The 23,679-nt window shown below is 71.7% G+C and carries 20 protein-coding genes and 2 pseudogenes; 8 read left to right on the top strand and 14 right to left on the bottom strand.

The features are described from left to right. Positions 1-36: 36 nt before the first annotated feature. Both xylA and AB0367_RS09045 read right to left on the bottom strand, forming a co-directional pair. Positions 37-1,197 (bottom strand): xylose isomerase, encoded by a 1,161-nt coding sequence (gene xylA, locus AB0367_RS09050; protein WP_366225681.1) that lies wholly within the window; start codon positions 1,195-1,197, stop codon positions 37-39. 166 nt (positions 1,198-1,363) lie between these two features. Further along, on the bottom strand, positions 1,364-3,073 hold the full coding sequence (locus AB0367_RS09045; protein WP_366225680.1) for an ROK family protein: 1,710 nt from the start codon (positions 3,071-3,073) through the stop codon (positions 1,364-1,366). A 142-nt stretch (positions 3,074-3,215) separates the two neighbouring features. Here AB0367_RS09045 and AB0367_RS09040 point away from each other — a divergent pair, with 142 nt between their 5' ends. After that, positions 3,216-3,671 carry an Rrf2 family transcriptional regulator gene (locus AB0367_RS09040; protein WP_366225679.1) on the top strand — a complete coding sequence of 152 codons (456 nt, stop codon included), beginning with the start codon at positions 3,216-3,218 and terminating at the stop codon, positions 3,669-3,671. 145 nt (positions 3,672-3,816) lie between these two features. Next, the gene (locus AB0367_RS09035; protein WP_366225678.1) at positions 3,817-4,035 is read left to right on the top strand and encodes a hypothetical protein; all 219 of its coding nucleotides are present in this window, start codon (positions 3,817-3,819) and stop codon (positions 4,033-4,035) included. A gap of 45 nt (positions 4,036-4,080) precedes the next feature. On the opposite strand, the gene AB0367_RS09030 is transcribed toward AB0367_RS09035, so the two are convergent. From AB0367_RS09030 to pyk, 4 genes are all read right to left on the bottom strand, one after another. Next, on the bottom strand, positions 4,081-4,581 hold the full coding sequence (locus AB0367_RS09030) for an NAD(P)H-dependent oxidoreductase (protein ID WP_366225677.1): 501 nt from the start codon (positions 4,579-4,581) through the stop codon (positions 4,081-4,083). Between the two features lie 131 nt (positions 4,582-4,712). Next, positions 4,713-5,168, bottom strand: a complete 456-nt coding sequence (locus AB0367_RS09025; RefSeq protein ID WP_366225676.1) for an Rrf2 family transcriptional regulator — start codon at positions 5,166-5,168, stop codon at positions 4,713-4,715. Between the two features lie 4 nt (positions 5,169-5,172). Then, positions 5,173-6,042 (bottom strand): acyl-CoA thioesterase II, encoded by an 870-nt coding sequence (locus tag AB0367_RS09020; RefSeq protein ID WP_366226033.1) that lies wholly within the window; start codon positions 6,040-6,042, stop codon positions 5,173-5,175. Positions 6,043-6,089: 47 nt separating this feature from the next. Beyond that, positions 6,090-7,511, bottom strand: a complete 1,422-nt coding sequence (pyk, locus tag AB0367_RS09015) for a pyruvate kinase (protein WP_366225675.1) — start codon at positions 7,509-7,511, stop codon at positions 6,090-6,092. A gap of 101 nt (positions 7,512-7,612) precedes the next feature. Here pyk and AB0367_RS09010 point away from each other — a divergent pair, with 101 nt between their 5' ends. The 3 genes and pseudogenes from AB0367_RS09010 to AB0367_RS09000 form a co-directional block, all read left to right on the top strand. After that, entirely contained in the window at positions 7,613-7,756 is a 144-nt protein-coding gene (locus tag AB0367_RS09010; RefSeq protein ID WP_366226051.1) for a hypothetical protein, read from the top strand. A 13-nt stretch (positions 7,757-7,769) separates the two neighbouring features. Next, positions 7,770-7,910, top strand: a pseudogene (locus AB0367_RS09005) (low temperature requirement protein A); the annotation flags it as partial. Continuing rightward, positions 7,895-8,098, top strand: a pseudogene (locus tag AB0367_RS09000) (low temperature requirement protein A); the annotation flags it as partial. The pseudogenes AB0367_RS09005 and AB0367_RS09000, both read left to right, overlap by 16 nt. Positions 8,099-8,260: 162 nt before the next feature. On the opposite strand, the gene AB0367_RS08995 reads toward AB0367_RS09000, so the two are convergent. The 6 genes from AB0367_RS08995 to gltB form a co-directional block, all read right to left on the bottom strand. Then, positions 8,261-9,412: a mechanosensitive ion channel domain-containing protein gene (locus tag AB0367_RS08995; protein WP_366225674.1), complete on the bottom strand. Its 1,152-nt coding sequence runs from the start codon at positions 9,410-9,412 to the stop codon at positions 8,261-8,263. A 52-nt stretch (positions 9,413-9,464) separates the two neighbouring features. Next, on the bottom strand, positions 9,465-10,547 hold the full coding sequence (locus AB0367_RS08990) for a S8 family serine peptidase (protein WP_366225673.1): 1,083 nt from the start codon (positions 10,545-10,547) through the stop codon (positions 9,465-9,467). Positions 10,548-10,564: 17 nt separating this feature from the next. Beyond that, complete coding sequence (locus AB0367_RS08985; protein ID WP_366225672.1) at positions 10,565-11,767, bottom strand: hypothetical protein; 1,203 nt, start codon at positions 11,765-11,767, stop codon at positions 10,565-10,567. Continuing rightward, a complete protein-coding gene (locus AB0367_RS08980; protein WP_366225671.1) occupies positions 11,767-12,186 on the bottom strand; it encodes a hypothetical protein in 420 nt (139 codons plus the stop codon). Before AB0367_RS08980 ends, AB0367_RS08985 begins: the two co-directional genes overlap by 1 nt. 97 nt (positions 12,187-12,283) lie before the next feature. Continuing rightward, positions 12,284-13,759 carry a glutamate synthase subunit beta gene (locus AB0367_RS08975; protein ID WP_366225670.1) on the bottom strand — a complete coding sequence of 492 codons (1,476 nt, stop codon included), beginning with the start codon at positions 13,757-13,759 and terminating at the stop codon, positions 12,284-12,286. Next, positions 13,752-18,293 carry a glutamate synthase large subunit gene (gene gltB / locus AB0367_RS08970; RefSeq protein WP_366225669.1) on the bottom strand — a complete coding sequence of 1,514 codons (4,542 nt, stop codon included), beginning with the start codon at positions 18,291-18,293 and terminating at the stop codon, positions 13,752-13,754. Before gltB ends, AB0367_RS08975 begins: the two co-directional genes overlap by 8 nt. 428 nt (positions 18,294-18,721) lie before the next feature. Here gltB and AB0367_RS08965 point away from each other — a divergent pair, with 428 nt between their 5' ends. Continuing rightward, positions 18,722-20,014, top strand: a complete 1,293-nt coding sequence (locus AB0367_RS08965) for an Ig-like domain-containing protein (RefSeq protein WP_366225668.1) — start codon at positions 18,722-18,724, stop codon at positions 20,012-20,014. A gap of 215 nt (positions 20,015-20,229) precedes the next feature. Continuing rightward, positions 20,230-21,057, top strand: a complete 828-nt coding sequence (locus AB0367_RS08960; RefSeq protein ID WP_366225667.1) for a hypothetical protein — start codon at positions 20,230-20,232, stop codon at positions 21,055-21,057. 30 nt (positions 21,058-21,087) lie between these two features. Here AB0367_RS08960 and AB0367_RS08955 read toward each other — a convergent pair whose 3' ends face one another. After that, positions 21,088-22,386, bottom strand: a complete 1,299-nt coding sequence (locus tag AB0367_RS08955; protein ID WP_366225666.1) for a hypothetical protein — start codon at positions 22,384-22,386, stop codon at positions 21,088-21,090. A gap of 146 nt (positions 22,387-22,532) precedes the next feature. On the opposite strand from AB0367_RS08955, the gene AB0367_RS08950 reads away from it, so the two are divergent. Then, positions 22,533-22,868, top strand: a complete 336-nt coding sequence (locus AB0367_RS08950; protein ID WP_366225665.1) for a helix-turn-helix transcriptional regulator — start codon at positions 22,533-22,535, stop codon at positions 22,866-22,868. A 52-nt stretch (positions 22,869-22,920) separates the two neighbouring features. On the opposite strand, the gene AB0367_RS08945 is transcribed toward AB0367_RS08950, so the two are convergent. Then, entirely contained in the window at positions 22,921-23,646 is a 726-nt protein-coding gene (locus AB0367_RS08945; RefSeq protein WP_366225664.1) for a permease prefix domain 1-containing protein, read from the bottom strand. Positions 23,647-23,679: the final 33 nt, after the last annotated feature.

Genomic DNA, 23,679 nt, shown 5'->3' with positions numbered 1-23,679 from the left:
TAGGATGACCGGCCCCTACGCCGCGCTCCGGGCCGGTCATGAGCGCACCCCGAGCAGGTGCTCCATCGCCAGCTGGTCGAGGACCTCGAAGGCGCCGCCGCGCGCGGCGAGCTTGTCCACGTCGAACTCCTCGGCCCGCAGCGAGTCGATCGTCTCGCCCTCGGCCAGCGTCGGCTCGTAGAGCTCCTCGACCCGGGCCGCCGCCAGCGCCGCGGCCACCTCGGGGTCGGCGCGGAACGCGCGCACCCGCTCGCGCAGGATCAGGTAGTTGCGCATGCAGGCGCGGGCCGTCTCCCACACCCCGTCGTAGTCCTCGGTGCGCGGCGGCTTGTAGTCGAAGTGGCGGTAGCCGGTGTACCCACCGTTCTCGAGCACGTCGACGGTCCAGAACGCGCCGCGGAGGTTTCCGGCGCCGAAGCGCAGGTCCTGGTCGAAGCGCGGCCCGTGCTGGCCGTTGAGGTCGATGTGGAACAGCTTGCCGTGCCACAGGGCCTGGGCGATGCCGTGGGCGAAGTTCAGCCCCGCCATCTCCTCGTGGCCGACCTCCGGGTTGAGCCCCACCCGCGCGGGCTCCTCGAGCGTCGCGATGAGCGCGAGGGCGTGGCCGATGGTGGGCAGCAGGATGTCGCCACGGGGCTCGTTGGGCTTGGGTTCAAGCGCGAACCGGATGTCGTACCCCTGGTCGCGCACGTAGGCGCACAGCAGGTTGAGCCCTTCGCGGTAGCGGTCCAGCGCCGCGGCGACGTCCTTCGCCCCGCCGGACTCGGCCCCCTCGCGCCCACCCCACAGCACATACGTCTCGGCCCCGAGCTCGGCGGCGAGGTCGATGTTGCGCAACACCTTCTTCAGCGCGAAGCGCCGGACCGCGCGGTCGTTCGAGGTAAACCCGCCGTCCTTGAAGATGGGGTGGCTGAACAGGTTGGTGGTGACCATCTCCACCCGCAGGCCCGTGTCCCGCAGCGCCTCCTTGAAGCGCCCGATGAGCTTGTCGCGAGTCGCGTCGTCGCTGCCGAACGGGAACAGGTCGTCATCGTGGAACGTCACCGCGGCGGCGCCGAGGTCCGACAGCCGGTGCACGGCCTCGACCGAGTCCAGCGGCGCGCGCGTCGGCCCGCCGAACACATCCTGGGCCTGCCAGCCGACGGTCCACAGCCCGAAGGAGAACTTGTCCTCGCGGCTGGGCTGGTAATCGTTCATGAGCTACCTCTTCGCGGGCGGGAATTGGCGGATGTGGGCCCCAGGCTACGCCGCGAGCCGGGGTTAGTTCAAGAAAAGAACTAACCCCGAGCCGGACCGACCCGCCGCCCGTGCCCGCCCGGCGGAACAGAGCGTTGCGTTCTGGAGGGAGCCCTGCGTTCGGAGGTCAGGCCCGGAAGACCACGCGGTAGTACGTCTCCGAGTGCTGCAAGGCGAGCAGCACCGCGCCGCGGACCTCGGCGTCCGGGCCCAGGACCGAGGCGCGGATCTCCACGCCCCGCAGCGCGGGCGCCAGGGCGTGCCGGGCCGCGGCGGCGCGCAGCGGGTCGAGCAGCAGGTCACCGATCGCGGCGAGGCCGCCACCGACCACGACGAGCGCCGGGTTGTACGCGTTGATCAGCCACGACGCGGCCAGGCCGAGGTGCTCACCGACCGTGGCGATGACCCGCCCGGCCACGGCGTCGCCGGCCTGCGCGGCCGCCGCCACGTCGCGCGCGTCGAACCCGTCCACCTCCGCCAGCGCCGACGCCTCCCCCTCCGCCAGCGCGCGCCGCGCGGCCCGCACGATCGCCGGCCCCGACGCCACCGTCTCCAGGCAGCCGACGTTGCCGCAGTTGCACGGCTCGTCGATGCCCGGCACCGCGTTGTGCCCGATCTCCCCGGCGGTGCCGCCGACGCCGTGGAACACCCGGCCGTCGGAGAGGATCCCGGCGGACAGGCCGGTGCCGGCGTACAGCAGCGCCAGGTCCCCCACCCGCCCCCCGGCCCCCTCAAGGTTTTCCGCGACGGCCGCGGCCTGCCCGGCGTTGTGGACGTAGACGGGTGCGCCGAGCTCGGCGGCGAGGATGTCGCGGACCGATACGTCGCGCCAGCCCAGGTTGGGCGCCAACAGGCACACGCCGGTGTGGAAGTCGGTGAGCCCCGGCAGCACGGCGCCGACCGCGGCGATCTTTGCACCCGGCAGCCCGGCCCCGGCGATCGCGGCGCGCACCTCGCTCGCCACGAGCCGTAACACCACCCCGGGATCGGCGGGCGCGAGTCCGTCCCGGAACGCGCCCGCCGGCTCACCCACCAGCCCGGCACCCGGCCCGGCCCCATCCGGCCCGACCCTGTCCAGAGCGGCGTCACTCACCCCCGCCAGACCCGGAGCAGCCCCATCCAGCCCGCCCTCGTCCAGAGCGACACCACCCGGACCCGCCCCACGCGAAGCGGCATCACGCACACCCGCCAGACCCGCAGCAGCCCCATCCAGCCCGCCCTCGTCCAGAGCGACACCACCACCACCCGGCCCGACCTCAGCCGGAGCAACACCACTCGGACTCGCTGAACCGGACCCGGCTCCACCCGGAGCGACCTCGCCAGGCCCGACCCCGTCCGAAGCGACACCACCCGGACCCGCAGAACCCGGCCCGAACCCACCCGGAGCGGCCCAACCCGGCGTAGCCCCAGCCGGAGCGGCCTCACCTGGACCGGCGTCGACCGGCCGGGGCGCCGCGGCGCTCGGCGGATCGGCGGCGATCACGGGGGGTGCGGCGGCGGTCGGGGTCGCGCCGGGGCGCGGGGTCGGGAACTCGCGGCGGACGATCTCCTCGCCGGCGGCGTCGCCGATCGCGATCGCGGTGCGGCGGGCGCCGATGTGCACGCCCACCACCAGCTGGGAGCGTGCGTTGAACTCCAGCAGGATCGGGGGGCGCCCGCCGCTGACGGCGGTGGAGCCGGGGCCGATCTCGCGGACCAGGCCGTCGGCGATGAGCTCGTCGACGATCGCGGACACCGTGGGCTTGGCCAGGGTCGTCGATCGTGCGATGCTCGCCCGCGAGACCGGACCGCCCTCCTTGACCAGGGCAAGCACCAGTGAGCGGTTAACCTCCCGCATCACGTTATGGTCGGCACCACGGCGTGGCTCATCGGATCGCATAATCCGACAACGCTACCCCGGGGATCGCCCGCGAGCGGGCACCCTACATTGGTATAGGAAAAACCTGTACCACAAACCCGGCCGGAAAGGCAGTCTTTCGATGCACATCTCGGCGCGCGGGGATTACGCGGTGCGGGCCTCCCTTGGGCTCGCCGCCGCCTATCCGGCGGTGGTCTCGGCCGCCGGCCTCGCCGACGAACAGGACATGCCCCGTAAATTCCTCGAGGCGGTGCTCGGCGACCTGCGCCGGGCCGGCCTGGTCCGGGGGCAGCGGGGCGTCGACGGGGGGTACGTGCTCACCCGCCAACCGTCAGAGATCATGGTCGGCGACGTGCTACGCGCCGTCGACGGGCCGCTCGCGGAGGTCCGCGGGGTGCGGCCAGAGGAGGCGTTGTACTCCGGGACCGCCGAGCACCTGCAGCAGCTGTGGGTCGCCGTGCGGGCCGCGGTGCGCAACGTGCTCGACGAGGTCAGCCTCGCCGACGTGGTGCGCGGGCGGATGCCGGCCCACGTGCGCCGGCTGACCACCCCGCCGGCGGCCTGGCAACCCCGATAGCCCGGTAGCCCCGACAACCCAATAGCCCCACGGCCCGGCCGCCCTGGCGACACGGCGGACACGGGCGCAGACCAGATCGACGCCGCGGGCGCCGGTCTGGGCGAACCGTGCCCAGGAACGCGGGGCCGCGACCTACGCTCGGGTCATGCCGAAAGCGCACGACCCGTATCTGCAGGCCGCCGAGGGCTTCCTGCGCAGCATTCGCGCCGAGCTGGACATGGCCGACGATCTCGAGATGGACCGGACGCTGCGGGTGACGCAGACCTATGCGCTGGTGAGCATCGCCCGGTCGCTCAACGAGTTGGTCGAGCACGGCGCCGGCGGCACGGCGGCGCCGATGATGGTCGCCTCGCTGCCCAACTGACGTCGGCGCCGGGTGGGCCGGCTCCCGCGTGGGCAGCGGCGCCGGTCAGGGCGCGTCGGCGGCGGTGAAGGAGTCGCCGATGCGCGCCACGTACTCGGCGGCGGCGGTGCCGGCGTTGGCCAGCTCCGACTCCACCACGGCCAGGCCGGGCAGCACGGGCACGGCGCCGAGCTCGGTGAGCAGCTCCTGCAGGTAACGCTCGGTCGCATCGGCCTGGGGACGGACGCCGGCGGTGACGACCGTGACGGCGGCGACATCGCGCAGGCCGTCGGCGGGCAGCTGGTCGAGCAGGACCTTCAGGACGCCGGTGTACGTCCCCTTGTACGTCGGGGTCGCCACCACCAGCAGGCTCGCACGGCGCAGCCGGCCGATCGCGTCGAGGACCACGCCGTCGCCGGGCTGCAGCAGGCGGGTGCCGAGGGCCGCGACGTCGATGGTGTGCGGTACCGGCTGGGACAGCCGCTCGGCGAGCGCGGCGCCGACCTCCTCGGCCAGGTGCAACGTGCGCGAGTGAGGGCGTGGATTCCCGGAGAGCACGACGATCATGCGCCGATCCTATCTCCTATTAACCCGATCGAAAATAGCGAGTACTGCTCTTGGCACCGCGGACCCGGTGTCTCGCGGGAGGGACGGTCCGCGAGTGAAGCGGACCCGAGTCCCGGAAATGCGAAGGCCCCTCAGACCCAGGCGCGCGGGTCGGCGACCAGATTGCGCACCCGCTCCGGCAGCTCGCCCGTCACCACGTCCTCGATCGTGACCGTCTCCAGGATCAGCCGCTCGTTGGCGCGCAGCGCGATCCACACGTCTTGCAGGGCCGACGCGGCGCCGTGGTAGCCGAGCTCCTCGGGGCGCTGGCCGCGGACGTTGGCGAGGGGGCCGTCGATCACGCGGATGATCTCCGCCAGGGAGATGTCACCGGCCGGGCGGGCCAGGCGGTAGCCGCCCTCAGGGCCACGCTGCGCCACGACGATGCCGCCTCGGCGCAGCTGCAGCAGGATGCTCTCCAGGAACTTCGGCGGGATCTCCTGGGCCGAGGCGAGGCGATCCGCGGTCACCAGCCTGCCGTCCGCGGAGGTGGCCGCCAGCTCGCTCACCGCACGCAGCGCGTAGTCAACTCGGGCTGAAAGGCGCATGCTCTCATCCTCCCACGCGCCGCAACAGGCCTTCCTGCACGGCCGTCGCGATGTGACGTCCGTCGAGGCTGAACATGCGGCCGGTGGCCAGGCCGCGCGCGCCGGACGCGGATGGGCTCACGCAGTCATAGAGGAACCACTCGTCGGCGCGGAACGGGCGGTGGAACCACATCGCGTGGTCGAGGCTCGCACCGACGAAGCCGCCGGGTCCCCAGACGGCGCCGTGCGCGGACAGGACCGAGTCGAGCAGCGTCATGTCGGAGGCGAACGTGAGCACGCAGGTGTGCAGGACCGGGTCGTCAGGCAGCTTGCCGTCCAAGCGCATCCAGACCCGCTGGCGGGCCTCGGCCGGGCGGTCACCCGGGCGGACCCAGCCGGGCTCGCCGACGTAGCGCATGTCGATCGGGCGCGGGACGACCGCCCAGATGCCGGCCCGCTCCTCGTACTTCGCCATACGCTCCGCCATTGTCGGCAACTCGTCAGGCGGGGGCACGTCCGCGGGGGCGGGCTCGTGGTGGTCCAGGCCCTCCTCGTGGCGGTGGAACGAGGCGGACATGAAGAAGATCACCTTGCCGTGCTGCTCGGCGACGGAGCGGCGCACCGAGAACGACCGGCCGTCGCGGATGTTCTCCACGGTGTACGTGATCGGCACGCTCGGATCGCCCGGGCGCACGAAGTAGCCGTGCAGCGAGTGGACCCGCCGCTGCGGGTCGACGGTGCGCCCGGCGGCGACCAGCGCCTGGCCGGCCACCTGCCCGCCATAGACACGCTGGGGGCCGACCGGCGGGCTGATGCCCAGGAACCGGTCGTCCCCCAGTGCCTCAAGATCCAGGAGCCGGACGAGGTCGTCCACCGCGGCCTGCCCGCCAACCAGTTCGGTCACACGGACAATCTACGCAAGGGCCGACCCACCGGGTCCACTCAGTCGTGTGACAGTGCTCCCAGCTGGTGCACCCGCAGCGTGTTCGTCGAGCCCGGGGTGCCGGGCGGCGAGCCGGCGACGATGACCACGTCGTCGCCGGGCGCGAGCCACGGCAGCCCGACGAGGATCATGTCGACCTGCTTGAACATCTCGTCCGTGTGCGCCACGAACGGCACGTCGAAGGTCTGCACGCCCCAGCTGAGGGTGAGCTGGTTGCGGACTCCTGGCTCCGGGGTGAACGCCAGCAGCGGCAGTTCGCAGTGCAGCCGGGCGAGGCGGCGCACCGTGTCGCCCGTCTGGGAGAACGCGACCAGCGCCTTCGCGCCGATGTTGCGCGCGATGTTGGAAGCCGCCGAGGTGAGCGCACCGCCCTTGGTGCGCGGGTCGTGCTGCAGCCGGGGCACGGACAGCGAGCCGGCCTCGGTGGTCGCGACGATGCGAGCCATCGTGGAGACGGTCAGGATGGGGTACTTCCCGACGCTAGTCTCCCCGGAGAGCATGACGGCGTCGGCGCCGTCGAGCACCGCGTTGGCCACGTCGGAGGCCTCGGCCCGGGTCGGCCGCGCGTTCTCGATCATCGAGTCGAGCATCTGGGTCGCGACGATGACCGGCTTGGCCTGCTCGCGGCACAGCTGCACGGCGCGCTTCTGCACCAGCGGCACCTGCTCGAGCGGCATCTCCACGCCGAGGTCACCGCGCGCGACCATGACGCCGTCGAACGCGTTGACGATGGCTTCGAGGGAGGCGACCGCCTCGGGCTTCTCGACCTTGGCGATGACCGGGCGACGGATGCCCTCCTCCGCCATGATCTCGTGGACGAGCTTGATGTCCTCGGGCGAGCGCACGAAGGACAGCGCGATCCAGTCCGCGCCGAGGCGCAGCGCGAAGCGCAGGTCCTCGGCGTCCTTCTCAGACAGTGCCGGCACGCTCACGGCCACGTTCGGCAGCGAGACGCCCTTGTTGTTGGAGACCGGGCCGCCCTCGGTGACGAGGACGGAGATGTCGTTGCCGTTGACGGCGATCACCTCGACGGCGACCTTGCCGTCGTCGATGAGCAGTCGGTCGCCGGGCTTGACCTCTTGCGGAAGCTTCTTGTACGTGCACGAGACCCGGTCGGCAGTGCCGAGAATGTCGTCACTGGTGATGACGACGGTGTCCCCATTCCGCCACTCGTGCGGTCCGTCTGCGAAGCGGCCGAGACGGATCTTGGGACCCTGGAGGTCTGCGAGAATTCCAACGGGGCGGCCGGCGGCGATGGCGGCCTCCCGAACGAGGTTGTACACCGAGGCATGATCCTCGTGGCTACCGTGGCTGAAGTTGAGCCGCGCGACGTCCATCCCGGCGTCGACTAGGCCACGGAGCCGCTCGGCCGACGATGTGGCCGGGCCGAGCGTACAGACGATTTTGGCGCGTCGAGTCACATCTCGAGGCTAGCCCCTTCGCCACCGCGCGTTTCGGCTGCCCCGGTCACAAGCCATCAGTTGAGACGCCGTCCACTGGGGGTTTCCCCGATACTGGTCCGATGGCCACCATCCCCCAATGGCGCTGGCCCATGCGCGCCCGCGACACCCGCGAGACGCACCGGGTGGCGACCCCGCTCGAGCTGCTGTTCGACCTGTGCTTCGTGGTCGCCATCGCAGTTCGCCTCGGCGTACGACACCGATGACGTCCCCTATCGGCTGACGGCCCTACTGCAGATCGCCGGGGTCCTGGCACTGGCGGCCGGCATGCCCGGCGCGTTCGAGGAGCGGCTCGGAATCGTCACGCTCGGTTACGCGATCATGCGGATCGCGCTCGCCGCACAGTGGCTGCGTGCCGCGCGCGCGAGCACCGAGGGCCGGCGCACCGCGCTGCGCATGGCCGCCGGCGTCACCGCGTGCATGAGCGGGACCGGTCCACGCCGTGGCACCCGCACCACATCGCCGAGCGGTACGGCCTGCTGTTCATCATCGTGCTCGGCGAGATCATCCTGTCGACCACCGTGGCGGTGCAGGGCGGCTTCGACACGGCCCGGCTGTGGTGGGTGATCGTGTTCGCATTCTGGTGGCTGTACTTCGAGGAGCCAGCTGGTCTACTTGTCGGCCTTCGTCGTGGGTGTGTGCGGCGTTCACGGGCCCGGCGCTGCCGATCGTGGCGGGCGTGCTGGCCACACTGGTCGCGGCCCGGATCATCACTCGCGCCCGGTGAACGCCTCCGCGCGGGCCCGGCCGTCGACGCTGTGGCTGAACACCCGCGAGTCCCCGTCGGTGGTGACGGTCTGACCGGTGAGCGTCGCGTGCAGCGGCATCGCCGAGTTCATCTCGGCCCGCATGCGCGGCAGCGCCGACGGGTGCGCGTCGCGCAGCCAGGTCACGAGGTGCTCGCGCACGAAGCAGCGCAGGTCCCACAGCTTCGGCGCGTCCGGGGCGCTGACCAAGGCCCGCAGCCGCATCGCGTGGCCGGTGGCCTCGACCACCTGCAGCACCGACACCCGCCCGTCCCACAGGTCCGTCGACTCCAGCGCCCGGCGCAGTTCCTCGCGCATCTCCGGCACCGGCAGCCACCAGTCCACGTCGAACATGACCGCGCCGAGCAGCGCCGACTCGGTGCGGGTCCAGTTCTCGAACGGCTTCTCGGTGAAGTACGAGGTCGGCAGGATCAGCCGCCGGTCGTCCCACACGTGCACGACCACGTGCGACAGGGTGATCTCCTGTATCCGCCCCCACTCGTTCTCGACGATGACCACGTCGCCGAGGCGTACCGCGTCGGAGAAGGCCAGCTGCAGCCCCGCGAACATGTTGCGCAGCACGCTCTGCGCCGCGAGACCGGCGATGATGCCCGCGAACCCGGCACTGGCGAGCACGCTCGTGCCCACGAGCCGCGCCTGGGGGATCGTCATGAGCATCACCGCGCCGGCCAGCACCGCCACGACCGCCACCGTGACCCGCCGCAACATCACCACCTGCGTGTGCACGCGCCGGGCCGTACGGTTGTCCGGAACGTCGGTGCGGACCCGCGACAGCGCGGTGTCCTCGACCACCACGAGCAGCGACACCAGCAGCCAGGCGGCCGCCGCGATGATGACCAGCTGATCGGCGTGCAGGAACGCGTGCCGCCAGGGCGCCCCGTCGGCGGTGGCGCGCACCGCGAAGTACACCGCGCAGAGCACGACGACCCATTGCATCGGCCGGTGGATCCGGTTGGCGAGCTCGCAGAAGAACTTCGACTGCCGCCCGACCCGCAGGATCACCTTGTGCAGGACTTGCACCGCGAGCAGCCCCAGCAATGCGGCCCCGAGCGCAACCCCCAGCGGCGCGAGCGTGTCAACGACCGTGTTCCCCATTCTGCGCGCCTTACCCGCCAGGGGTGATCGCCACACACTAACCTGGAGGTGATCAATCTCGCGGCAGCCGCCACCGCCACACCGCGATCACCAGCCCCCCGACGAGCACCACCACCCCACCGACGAGCAAGGCGACCCTGACCGCCCCACCATCCCCCACAGGCTGTGTGCCGGCAAGGGGTGGTGACCCACCCGTCGACGGCGAGGCCGCCGCGGACGGCACATCGGCGGTGAGCGCAGCCACGGGGTTCACGATCCCGAAGCCGTATTCGTCGTCCCGCCCAGGCTTACCCTTGTCGGTAGCGGTGGCCGTGATCCGGTGGACGACCTCGACCCCGGAGAGCCCCGGAAACCTGGCCCGAACCAACGCCACCACCCCAGCCACGATCGCGGTAGCGTCACTGGTGCCCGTCCCAAGGGCGTACTTGCCAAACGGTCTTGTCGAGACAACATCCACCGCGGGTGCGGCGACCAGCATCTCGGGCCCGGTCGCCGAGATCGACGCATGGTCGCCGTTGCGGTCTGTGCCACCCACCGCCAGTACCCCCGGCAGCTTCGCGGGGAATCCGACCGTGGTCGCATCCGGCGTGTTGCCGACTCCTGCGACCACAACGACGTCCGATCGCAGGGCATGGTCGACAGCGGCCTGGACCTGGGAATCCTCGCCAGTAACCGCAGCCACGCAGATGACCTTCGCACCGTGGTCGACAGCCCAGTTGATGCCTTCCGCGAGAAGCGCCGCCACCCCATGTCCGTCGTCGTTACGCAAGGTCTGCAGCGGCAGAATCATGGCCTTCGGCGCTACGCCGAGCACACCACCGCCGTTCGGAAGGCCGCGCCCGGCGATCAGGCCGGCCATCGCCGTGCCGTGGCCGAGGAAGTCAACCATCCCGTCAGTGTCGTTGCCCTCCCCGAACCCCTTCCCGGGTAACACCGCCTCGGTCAACTCCGCGTGCTTGACGTCGACTCCAGTGTCCGGAAGGCCGACCATCACTCCCTCGCCCTGGCTGATCTTCTGCGCCTCCGGAATGGACAGTGCGGCAAGGTGCCACTGCAGATCACGGATGTTGTCAGCGGCCGCTGGGCATGCAGCCGCCATCACCGCCAGAACGATCGCCAGCGCTGTGGCGCTCACGCGCCGGAGCGAAACAATCAACGGTCGATCCCCAACACGCCCGGACCCGGATCATGGCTCTGCGGTCTGGTTGCGTCGAGCACCGGAGACACCCCCTCGTCTACCGACCACAGCTCGTCGCTGTCGGTGCGCTTCGACCGGCGGCGCTCGGCATACCGCTCGAAGGAGTCGTCTCTGTACCCGCCAGCAGTGCCGCCGGTTCTTCCTGATTCGAGCGGCTCGCGCGACACAGCCGGCCTCCCGGTCATCTGACGCTGCGCCGGTTGCGCGGACCCCGTCCGCGAACCAGCGCCGGCCATCGGCGTCGTGGTGAACTGGCCGTTTGGGGAATCGGACGGCCTGGGTGCGCCGATCACACCGCCCGGCCCGATTCCGCCGGGCCGGAAAGCGACGGCGCTGATCGCGGCCGGCGCCGAGCGGCCAGGGCCGACGCCGCCAATGAGTCCCGCCTGGCCCGGCACGGGATAGCCGGCCCCTCCACCGCCGGCAGTGCTCGGTTGGCCAGCGACACCGCCGGCCAGTGCGGGCGCATCGTCAGCGCCGGACGATTCGGCACCAGAACCACTACCGGGAAATGCGCCGCCTACTGACGCGGGCAGCGGCGGACGGAATACGGGCGCCGGCAGCACCGATTGGCCACCTCCGGACGCTCGGACGCTGGCAGAGGAGCCCGGACCGCCTTCCGAACCCGCCGTGCTCGGGGTGATGGATTCGCCGGGGTTGTCAATGCGTCGATAGGGCGGCAGGCTGGAGCTGAGCATCCCGGATGCCTTGGCCGCCTTGGTGTCGGCTGCGATCAAGACGTTTCGGCCGCGCTGGTCCAACTCGGCGTGGTCCTTGTTCGCGACCGACAGGCCCTGGCCGGGGATGCGGCTGGCGTACTCGTCCAGCAATGGCTCCAGTTGGCGCCTCGCCTCGCGGATCGCGGCGAACACCTCGTCGACGCCCGTGCAGATGCGGCCGGCGGCGGCCGCGGTGTACGTCATCACATCGATCATGTCGTTGATTCGCCCGACGAACGCCGTCGCGGCCTCACTACGCTCCGGGGGCCAGCCCTCGATCAGGCGGTCCCGCTGCGTCCTCAGGTTGTCGCGTTGCTGCTCCAGGGCGGCGCGCATCCGATTCAGGGCGTTGACGTGCGTGAAGCCGGTCTCGGGATCCTCGTCCTTGACCATCTCCCAGAGCTTGGCCAGCGTGTAGTCATCGTAGGTCTGAGCCATCAGATCGGCCTGCCCGTGGTCGGATCGACGGCGTTGACGTCAGCGTTCGCCGTCTGCCTCGCGCCCTTGAGAGCAGCGGTCACGTCCTCGCCGGAGAGGGTGTCGGCGGTGGCGTATGCGTCGGCGATGGTGTGGGCCGCGCGTGCCATCACCTCGCCGTTGTAGAGCAGGGCGTCCATCACCTCATACAGCTCCAGCAGGCGCGCGTGGTAGTCCCGCGCGGCCTGCTGGACGACCGGGCTTGCGGTCCGGGTGCCGAACGTCGGGAGTCCGGCGAAGATGTGCAGGGTCTGGATCTTCTCCGACGACAGGTGCACGTCCAGGTCGTGCCGGAGCTCGGTGCCGAATCCGTCTACCGCGTGCAGGTCCACCGTGAAACCCGGCTCGCCCATCGCACCCTCCCCCGCCACGATGCGCATCGAACACCGTGACGGTACCGGAGGCTCCGCGACGCCGGCGACCCCGCGCGTACGTTCCCGCAGAACGCGCAAACCGGGCGCGGGTAAGGGTCTCCTCTCAGGCGGACAGGGACACTGCGGCCGGGTCGACCGGCGAGGGCAGGTGGCCGTCGCCGCCCAGGTAGTCGTGGATCGACGCGGCGACGGCGCGGCCCTCGGCGATCGCCCACACGATGAGCGACGCGCCTCGGTGCATGTCGCCGGCGACGAAGACGCCGGGGGCGCTGGTCTGCCAGTCGGCGCCGCTGTCGATGCCGCCGCGGCGGTTGCGGGTCAGGCCCAGCGTGGTCAGCAGCGGGCCCTCCTCCGTGCCCTCGAAGCCGATGGCGAGCAGGACGAGGTCGGCCGGGTACTCCCGCTCGGTCCCCTCCACGACGGTGACGACTCGCCGTCCGTCCACCCTGGAGACCTGGACCTCGGCGATGCGCACCGCGGTGAGGTTGCCGTCCGCGTCGCCCTCGAACGAGGTGACGGCGACGGCGAAGGCGCGCTCCCCGCCCTCCTCGTGGGCGGGGTAGTTGCGCAGGATCCACGGCCAGGTCGGCCACGGGTCGCGGGACTCGTCGCGCTCCTGCGGAGGCAGCGGGTACTGGTCGAGCTGCAGCACCGAGCGCGCGCCCTGCCGGTGCGCGACGCCGAGGCAGTCGGCGGCCGTGTCGCCGCCGCCGATGATGACGACGTTCTTGCCGGCGGCGGTGATCGACGCGGACGGCTGCTTGCCGGCGACGACGCGGTTGGCCTCGATGAGGTGGTCCATCGCGAGGTGGATGCCGCGCAGCTGCCGGCCCGGCGTCTCGGGCGTGTCCCGGCTGGCGAGGGCGCCGCAGGCCAGCAGCAGGGCGTCGTGCGACGCCCGCAGCTCCTCGACGGAGACGGTCACGCCGACGTTGACGCCGGTGCGGAACTTCACGCCCTCGGCGCGCAGCTGCTCCAGGCGCCGGTCGATGTGCTCCTTCTCGAGCTTGAAGTCCGGGATGCCGTATCGCAGCAGGCCGCCGAGCGCGTCGTCGCGCTCGTAGACGGTGACGTCGTGCCCGGCCCGGGCCAGCTGCTGCGCGGCGGCGAGCCCGGCGGGGCCGGAGCCGACGACGCCGACGCTCTTCCCGGTGCGCTCCGGGGCGAGGCGCGGGGTGACCCGCCCGGACGCCACGGCCCGGTTGATGATCTCGACCTCGACCTGCTTGATGGTGACCGCCTGGCCGCCGGCGATGGACAGCACGCAGGCGGCCTCGCACGGCGCCGGGCACAGCCGGCCGGTGAACTCCGGGAAGTTGTTCGTGGCGTGCAGCGCCTCGATCGCGAAGTCCCAGTCGCCGGTGCGGACCAGGTCGTTCCAGTCCGGGATGCGGTTGCCCAGCGGGCAGCCGTCGTGGCAGAACGGGATGCCGCAGTCCATGCAGCGACCGGCCTGCTCCCGGATCAGCTCGTCGGAGGCGGACGGGTACACCTCGCGCCAGTCCCGCAGCCGGACCGGGACCGGCCGGCGGGCCGGCAGCCGCCGCTCGGCGCGCAGGAAACCGTTCGGGTCAGGCACGTGCCACCTCCATGACAGCCGCATCCACGTCGCGGCCGGCAGCCTCGGCGGCCCGAATCGCCTCCATCGCGCGCTCGAAGTCGCGCGGCATGACCTCGGTGAACTCCGCGACCGCGGAGTCCCAGTCGGCCAGCAGCCGCTCGGCCACGGCCGAGCCGGTCTCGGCGAGGTGCTCGCGCACGTGGGCGCGCAGCGCCTCCGGGTCGGACACCGGACGCAGGTCGACCAGCTCCTGGTTGACCAGGGCGCGATCGAGCCGCCAGACGAAGGCGACCCCGCCGGACATGCCCGCGGCGAAGTTGCGGCCGGTGGGGCCGAGCACGACGACGGTACCGCCGGTCATGTACTCGCACCCGTGGTCGCCCACGCCCTCGACGACCGCGACGGCGCCGGAGTTGCGCACCGCGAAGCGCTCGCCGGCCCGGCCGCGCATGAACAGCCGGCCGGCGGTCGCGCCGTACAGCACGGTGTTGCCGCCGATGATCTGCTCCTCGGCGACGAACGGCGCGCGCTCGTCGGGCCGCACGATCAGCCGCCCGCCGGACAGGCCCTTGCCCACGTAGTCGTTGGCGTCGCCGACCAGCCGGAGGGTGACGCCCCCGGGGACCCACGCGCCGAACGACTGCCCGGCGGTGCCGCGCAACGTGATGTCCACGGTGTCGTCGGGCAGGCCCGCGCCGCCGACCCGCCGCACGATCTCGCCGCCCAGCATGGCACCCACGGAGCGGTGCTCGTTGCGCACCGCGACCTCGAGCCGGATCGACTCGCCGGCGTCCAGGGCCGGTGACACCGCCGCGATGAGCTGGTTGTCCAGCGCCCGCTCCAGGCGGTGATCCTGCTTGGTGGTCTGCCGCCGCGCCGCGTCGTCGGCGAGCGGGGGAACGTGCAGCAGCGGCGTCAGGTCCAGCCCACCGGCCTTCCAGTGGTCGACCGCCGGGCGCACGTCGAGCAGCTCGGTGTGCCCGATCGCCTCGTCGAGCGTGCGGAAGCCGAGCTCGGCCAGGTAGCCGCGGACCTCCTCGGCCATGAACCAGAAGAAGTTCTCGACGAACTCCGGCGAGCCGTTGAACCGCTTGCGCAGCACCGGGTTCTGCGTGGCGATGCCGACCGGACAGGTGTCGAGGTGACAGACCCGCATCATGATGCAGCCGGAGACGATCAGCGGCGAGGTCGCGAAGCCGAACTCCTCGGCGCCCAGCAGCGCCGCCACGACCACGTCCCGGCCGGTCTTGAGCTGCCCGTCGACCTGGACGCAGACCCGGTCGCGCAGGCCCGACAGCAGCAGCGTCTGCTGCGTCTCGGCCAGGCCCAGCTCCCACGGCGTGCCCGCGTGCTTGAGCGAGTTGAGCGGCGAGGCGCCGGTGCCGCCGTCGTGCCCGGAGATCAGGATGACGTCGGCCTTGGTCTTGGCCACGCCGGCGGCGACGGTGCCCACGCCGACCTCGGAGACGAGCTTGACGTGCACGCGCGCCGCGGGGTTGACGTTCTTGAGGTCGAAGACGAGCTGCGCCAGGTCCTCGATGGAGTAGATGTCGTGGTGCGGCGGCGGGGAGATGAGCCCGACGCCGGGGGTGGCGTGGCGGGTCTTGGCGATCCACGGCCACACCTTGTTGCCGGGCAGCTGCCCGCCCTCGCCGGGCTTGGCGCCCTGGGCCATCTTGATCTGCAGGTCGTCGGCGTTGACCAGGTATTCGGTGGTCACGCCGAAGCGTCCGCTGGCGACCTGCTTGACCGCGGAGCGGCGGCGCGGGTCGTGCAGCCGGTCCGGGTCCTCGCCGCCTTCGCCGGTGTTGGACCTGCCGCCGATGTTGTTCATCGCGATCGCGAGCGTCTCGTGGGCCTCGGCCGAGATGGAGCCGTAGGACATGGCGCCGGTCGCGAACCGCTTGACGATCTCCGCGGCCGGCTCGACCTCGTCGAGCGGCACCGCGGGCCGCGTGCCGATGCGCAGCTCGAACAGCCCGCGCAGGGAGCCGGCCCGCCCGGCGAGCTCGTCGACCTTGGCGGTGTAGCGGCGGAAGACGTCGTACTGCCGGGACCGGGTCGCGTGCTGCAGCAGGAACACGGTCTCCGGGTTGAACAGGTGCAGCTCGCCCTCGCGGCGCCACTGGTACTCGCCGCCGACCTCGAGCCGCCGGTGCGCCCGCTCGGCCTCGTTGGCCGGGTAGGCCCGGGCGTGCCGGGCGGCGATCTCGGCGTGCACCTCGGCCAGGCCGATGCCGCCGATCTTGCTGGGCGTGCCGGTGAAATACCGCTCGACGAGCTGCGGGTCGAGGCCGACGGCCTCGAAGACCTGAGCGCCGCAGTACGACGAGACGGTGGAGATGCCCATCTTGGACATGATCTTCAAGACGCCCTTGCCGAGCCCCTTGACGTAGTTGTGGATCGCCTTGTCCGGGTCGATGTCCGTCAGCGTCCCGGTGGCGATGAGGTCCTCGACGCTCTCGAAGGCCAGGTAGGGGTTGACCGCCGACGCGCCGAAGCCGGACAGCAGCGCCACGTGGTGCACCTCGCGGCAGTCGCCGGACTCGACGACGAGCGACACCTGGGTGCGGGTCTGTTCGCGCACCAGGTGCTGGTGGACCGCGGCGGTGAGCAGCAGCGACGGGATCGGGGCCAGGTCGGCGGTGGAGTCGCGGTCGGACAGCACCAGGATCCGCACGCCGTCCTCGATGGCCTCGGACACGCCGCGCATGATCTCGACGAGGCGGCGCTTGAGGCCGGTCGCGCCGTCGCGGACCGGGTAGAGGCCCGACACCCGCACGGCCTTGAAGCCGGGCAGGTCGCCGTCGTCGTCGATGTCCAGGATCTTGGCCAGGTCGTCGTTGTCGATGACGGGGTACGGCAGGGCGATCTGGCGGCAGGACGCCGGCCCGGGCCGCAGGAGGTTGCCCTCCGGGCCGATGGTGGCGGCGACGCTGGTCACCAGCTCCTCGCGGATCGCGTCCAGCGGCGGGTTGGTGACCTGCGCGAACAGCTGGGTGAAGTAGTCATACATGAGCCGCGGCCGGGTGGAGAGCACCGCGACCGGGGTGTCGGTGCCCATGGAGCCGAGCGGCTCGGCGCCGGCCTTGGCCATCGGGCCGATGAGGATCTTGAGCTCCTCCTCGGTGTACCCGAACGTCTGCTGCCGGCGCTGCACGGAGTCGTGCGTGTACACGATGTGCTCGCGCTCAGGCAGCTGGTCGAGGTCCATGAGCCCGGCGTGCAGCCACTCCTGGTACGGCTCGGCCGAGGCGAGCTCTGCCTTGATCTCGTCGTCGGTGCGGATGCGCCCGGCGGCGGTGTCGACGAGCAGCATCTTGCCCGGCGCCGAGCGGCCCTTGGCCACGATCGTGGCCGGGTCGAGGTCGAGCACACCGGCCTCGCTGGCCAGCACGACGAGCCCGTCGCTCGTCTGCCACCAGCGGCCGGGGCGCAGGCCGTTGCGGTCCAGCACGGCGCCGACGATGGTGCCGTCGGTGAACGCGACGCTGGCCGGGCCGTCCCAGGGCTCCATGAGACAGGCGTGGAAGCGGTAGAACGCCCGGCGCAGCGGGTCCATGCGCGGGTCGTTCTCCCATGCCTCCGGGATCATCATCAGCACCGCGTGCGGCAGGCTTCGCCCGGCCAGGTGCAGCAGCTCCAGAACCTCGTCGAAGTTCGCCGAGTCCGACGCCTCGGGCGTGCAGATCGGGAACAGCCGGCGGATGTTGCCGGGCAGGGTTTCCGTGGCCAGCAGCGCCTCGCGGGCGGCCATCCAGTTGCGGTTGCCGCGGATCGTGTTGATCTCGCCGTTGTGGGCGATGATGCGATACGGGTGCGAGAGCTCCCACGACGGGAACGTGTTGGTGGAGAAGCGCGAGTGCACCAGGGCGATCGCCGAGGCCACCCGCTCGTCGGACAGGTCGGGGAAGTAGGACACGACCTGGTCCGGGGTGAGCATGCCCTTGTACGTGATCGTGCGCGCGGACAGCGACGGCAGGTACAGCTTGATACCGCGCTCGCGGGTCTCCCGCTCGGCCTGCTTGCGCACGCAGTAGACGACGCGGTCAAGCTCCAGGCCGGACAGCACCACGCCGGGCGTGCCGAGCCGCTCCGCGCTGAGGAACACCTGGCGGATGCGCGGCATGGCGGCCAGGGCGGTGGCGCCGAGGTCGGTGGCGTCGATGGGCACGTCCCGCCAGCCGAGCACCTGGGCGCCCTCGACCAGCGCGTACTTCTCCAGCACCCGCTGGGCGCGCTCGGCGGCGTCGTCGTCGGTCGGCAGGAAGGCCAGGCCGGTGGCATATTGCCCGGCGGGCGGCAGCGCGAACGGCACCACCTCGCGCAGGAACGCGTCCGGAATCTGGATCATGATCCCAGCGCCGTCGCCGGTGTTGGGCTCCGCACCGCGAGCGCCTCGGTGATCCATCCGGCGCAGCGCCGTGAGGCCCTTGAACACGACATCGTGGGACTTTCGACCGTGGATGTCAGCGACGAAGGCGACCCCACAGGCGTCGTGCTCAAAGGCAGGGTCGTATAGGCCCTGCCGCGCCGGCTGGGAATAAACCATCGGGGCCTCCTGACGTTATCGAGTGCAAATCGGGACAACGTCGGCCCTAAGGAGCGGTCTTGCCAGTGTACGCGAAGAACGGGGGCAATTCGCATGATCGGCACTCGAGTCCGTACCTCATGACAGCGAGCCCGCCGCGCGCAACAACGTACCGTGCGCATCGGCGGCCGACCACCCGCAAGGTCGTGAGAAATCCCACGAGCGGCAGGTCGGGGCCCCGTTACCGAACTGTCACGCAACCTCACGCAGTCCGGAACGCGTCGAATAAGCGGATGGCTGCGATCATCGGTTACTTCCCACGATGTCGCAATGCAAGATCACTCGCCACCACGGGGTTCGCGCAAGTTTGGACCGGTGGCACAAACACGGGATACACCGGTGTTGCCACCGGTACATGCTCTAGCTAGCCCAACGAAGGAGGTGTGGACATGGGAGTCTCCGCACGCGCACTGGCCACGATCGCCGCTCTCACGGGTGTCGCCGTTCTGGCTGCGGGCTGCAGCAACGACGGTTCCAAGCCCAAATGGACCGGCCCTGACGGCAGTGCCGGCGGCCCCTCGGCTTCCGCGTCCGCCGAGCTGATCAAGGCGACCTTTACCGCCCCCGCCGACGGCGCGAGCAACGTCTCCACCGCCACCGAGCTGTCCCTGCAGGCCGCGCCGGGCTCCAACGCCCAGGTGACGCTCGCGGACGCCTCCGGTGCGACGGTGGCGGGCGCGCTCCGCTCCGACGGGACGACCTGGATCCCCGCCACGCAGCTCAAATACGGCACGCAATATACGGCGACCGTGACCTCTGCCGGCGACACCGCCGGTAAGAAGATCACGTTCACCACGATGGCGAAACCCGGCAAGACGGTCAACGCCTCGACGGCGATCACCGATAACAAGACGTATGGCGTGGGCATGCCCATCGTCGTGCGGTTCGGCTCCAGCGTCCCGCAGGATCTGCGCGCCTCGGTGGAGAAGCGGCTGCTGGTCACCGCCGACCCGCCACAGGTCGGCACCTGGCACTGGTTCAACGGCGGCGAGGTCCACTACCGCCCGAAGGAGTACTGGAAGGCCGGCACGAAGATCAGCACACGGCTCGCCGTCGGCGGTCTCCAGCTCACCAAGACCGGCTGGGGCACCAAGGACGTCACGAGCACGTTCAACATCGGCGACAGCATCGTGATGACCACGGACGACAAGACCCACCAGATGACGGTGGAGCAGAACGGCCAGGTCATCAAGACGATCCCGGTCAGCCTCGGCAAGCCCAAGACCCCCTCGTCCAGCGGGCACATGGTGGTCATGGACAAGAACCAGTCCGAGCTGTTCGTGGGGACCGACCCGGAAGACCCGTACCGTGAGACCGTCTACTGGACACAGCGCATGACCAGCGGCGGCGAGTACATCCACGCCGCCCCGTGGTCGGTGGACGCGCAGGGCAAGCGCAACGTGTCGCACGGCTGCACGAACGTCTCCGAGTCGAACGCGAAGTTCCTGTACAACCTGACCAAGATCGGCGACGTCGTGATCGTGAAGAACACGACCCGCAAGCTCGCCTGGGGCAACGGCTGGACCGACTGGGACAAGTCCTGGGACGAGTACGTCAAGGGCAGCGCGCTGACGCCGCCGGCCGGCACCGCGAGCCCGAGCGCCTCGGCGTCGGCGAGCGCCTCGGCGTCGGCGAGCGCCTCGGCCTCGGCGTCCCGCTCGGCCTCCGCGCCGGCCGCGTAAGCGACAGCGCGAAAGGCACCACAGGGCAGCACCAGACGTCGGCGGGGCCGTCGTCCGCTCCACACGGGGCGGGCGGCGGCCCCGCCGCTGTCGCGCCCCGAGGCGAAAAGAATCAGGAGACCCCCGAAGGAACGAGTTTGACCCCCGAAGGAACGAGTTGAAGTTGAACGATCCCCGGATGAATCCGAACATCGACGGGCGCTAGCGTCGCGCGCATGGCATTGGTCCGGCGCAACGCCGTTCTCGGTAACACCAGCAACCGGGTCGTGGCCGCGGCCGCGGTCGCACCGCCCAACCTCGCCCGGCCGCCCGTGCCCGCCCAGCCCGGACCGGCCGACGACGTGACCCAGCGCATCCCCGCCCCCGGGCCGGTCGCGGGAGTGCCCGGCCCGAATGTGCCCGGGGCCGGGATCGGCGCGGCCGTGGCGGCGGCCGGGGACGACGGCGTGGCGGCGCCCGGGGGCGAGGCGGCCGCGGTGGCGTCGCAGCCGGCCGGCGTCGGCGCGCTCATCGCGGCGTTCCTGCTCGTCGCGGCGGGCGGGGCGGGCTCCTGGGCGCTGTACCACTTCGGCGTCAACGCCGAAGAGATCCACCTGCCGGACGCGACCGCGCTCTTCGGCGTGCTGTTCGCGTTCGCCACCGCGCTCGAGCGGGTGCTCGAGCCCTTCGCCCGGTTCATGCCCGGTCAGCACGCCAAGGGCGAACTGGAGCGGGCCGTGGCGAACATGGCGAACAAGTACCACGACGCCACCCTCGACGACCTCATTCAGGTCGCGCACGCCAAGTCGCTGGTCGACAAGGGCCGCGCCAGCCGCGGGCTGATCTCGTGGGGCATCGCGGTCGCGCTGGCCACCGTCGCCTCCGCGTCCGGCGGGCTGTATCTGCTGCACTCCATCGCCGGCACCGGCTGGCAGGGCATCCCGGTCTGGGTCGACGCGATCATCACCGGCGTGGTGGTCGGCAGCGGGACGAAGCCGCTGCACGACGTCATCAGCAAGGTGCAGAAGAACAAGGAGAAGTCCGAGGACACCACGGCCGCCTGAGCCCGCGCCCCGGCGCCGCGCCAGCCGGGCTCACAGCACCAGCAGGCCGTCGGTCTGGCCGCGCTGGGCGAGCCCGGCCAGCGCGGCGTCGGCCTCCAGGAACGGCAGGTACGGCAGGTCGTGCGGATGCCCACGTAGCACCTGTGTCGCGTGGTGGGCCGGGACGGAGCCGGACGGGTATGCGCGGGCGCACCGCCCGTCGACGAGCGCGTGCCGGGTCCCGAACGCCGCCACCGCCTCCCACTCCGCGAGCGGCGCGGTCGTCGGCAGCGGCACCCCGGGCGGCTCCGGCAGCACGTCGACCGACGTGAACGGCTCGCTGCCGGCCAGCCACCACGACGCCGCGCGCACCGCGGAGCGCAGCGGGTGCTCGCACCAGTACGGCACCAGGCCCGCCCGCACCACGTGCCACGGGTCGAACAGCCGGCCGCACTCGACGACGAGCCGGTTGCCGGTGCGGGCGCCGGCGCGCAGCCAGTCGCGGTAGAGGTCGGCGACCGCGCCGCTGAGCACGTCGGGGTGGCGGTAGAGGATCTGGCGGACCGGATGGCCGTGCGCGGAGGCGTAGCGGCGCAGGTCCTCGACGAACCCGCGGTCCACGCTGCGCTCGCCGTCGCTGTCCTCCGGCAGGTCGCTCTGCATGGGCGCGGTGCGGCGGTCGTAGTAATCGGACGCTGCCAGGCCGGTGGAGCGGCCGCCGAGCTGGAAGGTGTACCCCTCCGGGCCGGACACGGTCAGCCAGCGGCTCACGTCGCGGGTCACGACGATCGGGGCACCCGGGCGCAGCCGATCGGCGATGAGGTCCCGGTAGGCCTCCGGCAGCCGTCGCCAGCGGACCACCGCGTAGGCGGTCGCGGCCGGGCTCCAGCCGCGCCACACCGGGTCGTAGATCTGCCGGACCGTCACGTCGGGGTTGGCGTCGAGGATGACGCGGGCGTGCCGCTCGCCGGCCGCCGCCGCCCCGCTGCCCTCGGCGGCGGCGATGTCGGCCGTCGGCAGCTCGAACGCCGCCGGCAGCCACGGCACGCCGAGCGCCGCCGCCAGGTGCAGGGCGGCGCCGTGCGGGGAGCCCACGACCAGGCCGTTGTAGCGGCCCGGCGGCAGCTGCCCGGCCAGCCACCGCGCGACCACGCCCGCGTCGAGCGTGGTGCCGGGGTCGCGGCGGGCGTGCCGGCCGCGGGCTGTGCTCCAGCGGGGCGCGGCGACGACCGGCCGGGGCACGCCGCGGCGGTACGACAGCGCGCGGCCCGAGGCGATGGCGAGGGCGGTGCCGAGGCCGGTCGGCCACTGCAGGTCGACGTCCCGCGCGGCCTCCGATCGCCGCCTCATGACCGCCGCCCAGTCGTCGAAGTGCGTTCCTGCCGCGCCATCCCGCCCGCTCCCCCGTCCCGTGTGTGCGACGGGACTGCCCAACAGCCGGGCGGCTAAACCCCTGCCGTGGCATAGCGGCACGTCAACCCGTAGACTCGCTACACATGAAGGCGGACGCGCTACGCGGGCATCTCGACGCACTCCTGCTCGCGGTGCTCGACGGCGAACCCCGCCACGGGTATGCGATCATCGAGGCCCTGCAGGAGCGCAGCGGCGGATCGCTGGCGCTGCCGACCGGCACCGTCTATCCGGCGCTGCGGCGGCTCGAGCGGGCCGGTTACGTGGAGAGCGCGTGGTCCACGGTCGGCGGCCGGGAGCGGCGCACATATCGGCTTACCAACGCCGGGCGGCGGGTGCTGTCCGAAGAGCGCTCGGCCTGGCAGGAGTTCACGGCCACAATCGGCGCGGTGCTGCTGCCGCCTCCCGCACCGTCGGCGTGACGCCAGTCTCGCTCGGGGGCACGGCCGGGCAGCACGGCTCAGCTAGCGCGACTCAGGCGATGGCGGCGTTGCGGTCGCGCGGCGCCGTGCGAGTGAACTGGACGCAGCGAACCGCGAGCAGGCCGGCGTAGCCGAACGCGGCCGTGTTGACCGCCATGCCGGCCAGCGCCGGCGGCCACGTCGCCGCGGCCGGCCACTGGTAGACGCTCAGCCCGAACACCGCGGCCCCGACCAACCCGTGCAGCCCGAGGAACGTGACGGCGCCGAGGCCGACGACCCGCGTGTAGCGCACGCCGTCGCGCAGGTAGCGGCTGCCCCACGCGAAGCCCGCGACCACCAGGGCGGCGATCCCGGCGGCGAGGAACGACGCGGCCTTGAAGTGGTCGACGAGCACCCAATACAGAGGGCTGGCGTGTTGGCCCGCGCTCCAGGGGCTGTCCCACCACATCAGCGGCTCGAGCAGGTTGACGAGGGGCAGGGCGAGCGCGATCCACGTCGCCGTGCGGCGACCCTGCTGGGCGGCGAGCTCGGCCTGGTATCCGGGGACGACCTGCCCGTGCGTGCCGAACTCGCGCACCGCCCGGTGCCGCGCGTCCAGCGGCTCCAGGCCCTCGTCCTCGAACGCGGCGGCCGCGTCCTCCAGGCTGTGCCGCGCCTCGGTGATCATCTCGGCGCGCGAACGGCTCGGCCCGCGCAGCGCGGCGGCCAGGCCCGTGACATAGTCCCCGATCGGATCAGCACCGATCCGGGTCGCGTCACGCTGCGGCACCCCCTCCACGGGTTCCAGGCTCTCACACCGGCCGCCGGTCGC

The sequence above is a fragment of the Dactylosporangium sp. NPDC051484 genome (assembly GCF_040689395.1).
GTDB lineage: Bacteria > Actinomycetota > Actinomycetes > Mycobacteriales > Micromonosporaceae > Dactylosporangium.
The sequence above is the reverse complement of the archived record's forward strand: the minus strand, read 5'-3'. Positions and strand labels throughout refer to the sequence as shown.

What these genes read in the sequence shown, in the direction of transcription:
- xylA (WP_366225681.1), bottom strand. Translation starts at nt 1,197, where the DNA reads ATGAACGATTACCAGCCCAGCCGCGAGGACAAGTTCTCCTTCGGGCTG.
- AB0367_RS09045 (WP_366225680.1), bottom strand. Translation starts at nt 3,073, where the DNA reads ATGCGGGAGGTTAACCGCTCACTGGTGCTTGCCCTGGTCAAGGAGGGC.
- AB0367_RS09040 (WP_366225679.1), top strand. Translation starts at nt 3,216, where the DNA reads ATGCACATCTCGGCGCGCGGGGATTACGCGGTGCGGGCCTCCCTTGGG.
- AB0367_RS09035 (WP_366225678.1), top strand. Translation starts at nt 3,817, where the DNA reads ATGCCGAAAGCGCACGACCCGTATCTGCAGGCCGCCGAGGGCTTCCTG.
- AB0367_RS09030 (WP_366225677.1), bottom strand. Translation starts at nt 4,581, where the DNA reads ATGATCGTCGTGCTCTCCGGGAATCCACGCCCTCACTCGCGCACGTTG.
- AB0367_RS09025 (WP_366225676.1), bottom strand. Translation starts at nt 5,168, where the DNA reads ATGCGCCTTTCAGCCCGAGTTGACTACGCGCTGCGTGCGGTGAGCGAG.
- AB0367_RS09010 (WP_366226051.1), top strand. Translation starts at nt 7,613, where the DNA reads ATGGCCACCATCCCCCAATGGCGCTGGCCCATGCGCGCCCGCGACACC.
- AB0367_RS08995 (WP_366225674.1), bottom strand. Translation starts at nt 9,412, where the DNA reads ATGGGGAACACGGTCGTTGACACGCTCGCGCCGCTGGGGGTTGCGCTC.
- AB0367_RS08985 (WP_366225672.1), bottom strand. Translation starts at nt 11,767, where the DNA reads ATGGCTCAGACCTACGATGACTACACGCTGGCCAAGCTCTGGGAGATG.
- AB0367_RS08980 (WP_366225671.1), bottom strand. Translation starts at nt 12,186, where the DNA reads ATGCGCATCGTGGCGGGGGAGGGTGCGATGGGCGAGCCGGGTTTCACG.
- gltB (WP_366225669.1), bottom strand. Translation starts at nt 18,293, where the DNA reads ATGGTTTATTCCCAGCCGGCGCGGCAGGGCCTATACGACCCTGCCTTT.
- AB0367_RS08965 (WP_366225668.1), top strand. Translation starts at nt 18,722, where the DNA reads ATGGGAGTCTCCGCACGCGCACTGGCCACGATCGCCGCTCTCACGGGT.
- AB0367_RS08960 (WP_366225667.1), top strand. Translation starts at nt 20,230, where the DNA reads ATGGCATTGGTCCGGCGCAACGCCGTTCTCGGTAACACCAGCAACCGG.
- AB0367_RS08955 (WP_366225666.1), bottom strand. Translation starts at nt 22,386, where the DNA reads ATGAGGCGGCGATCGGAGGCCGCGCGGGACGTCGACCTGCAGTGGCCG.
- AB0367_RS08950 (WP_366225665.1), top strand. Translation starts at nt 22,533, where the DNA reads ATGAAGGCGGACGCGCTACGCGGGCATCTCGACGCACTCCTGCTCGCG.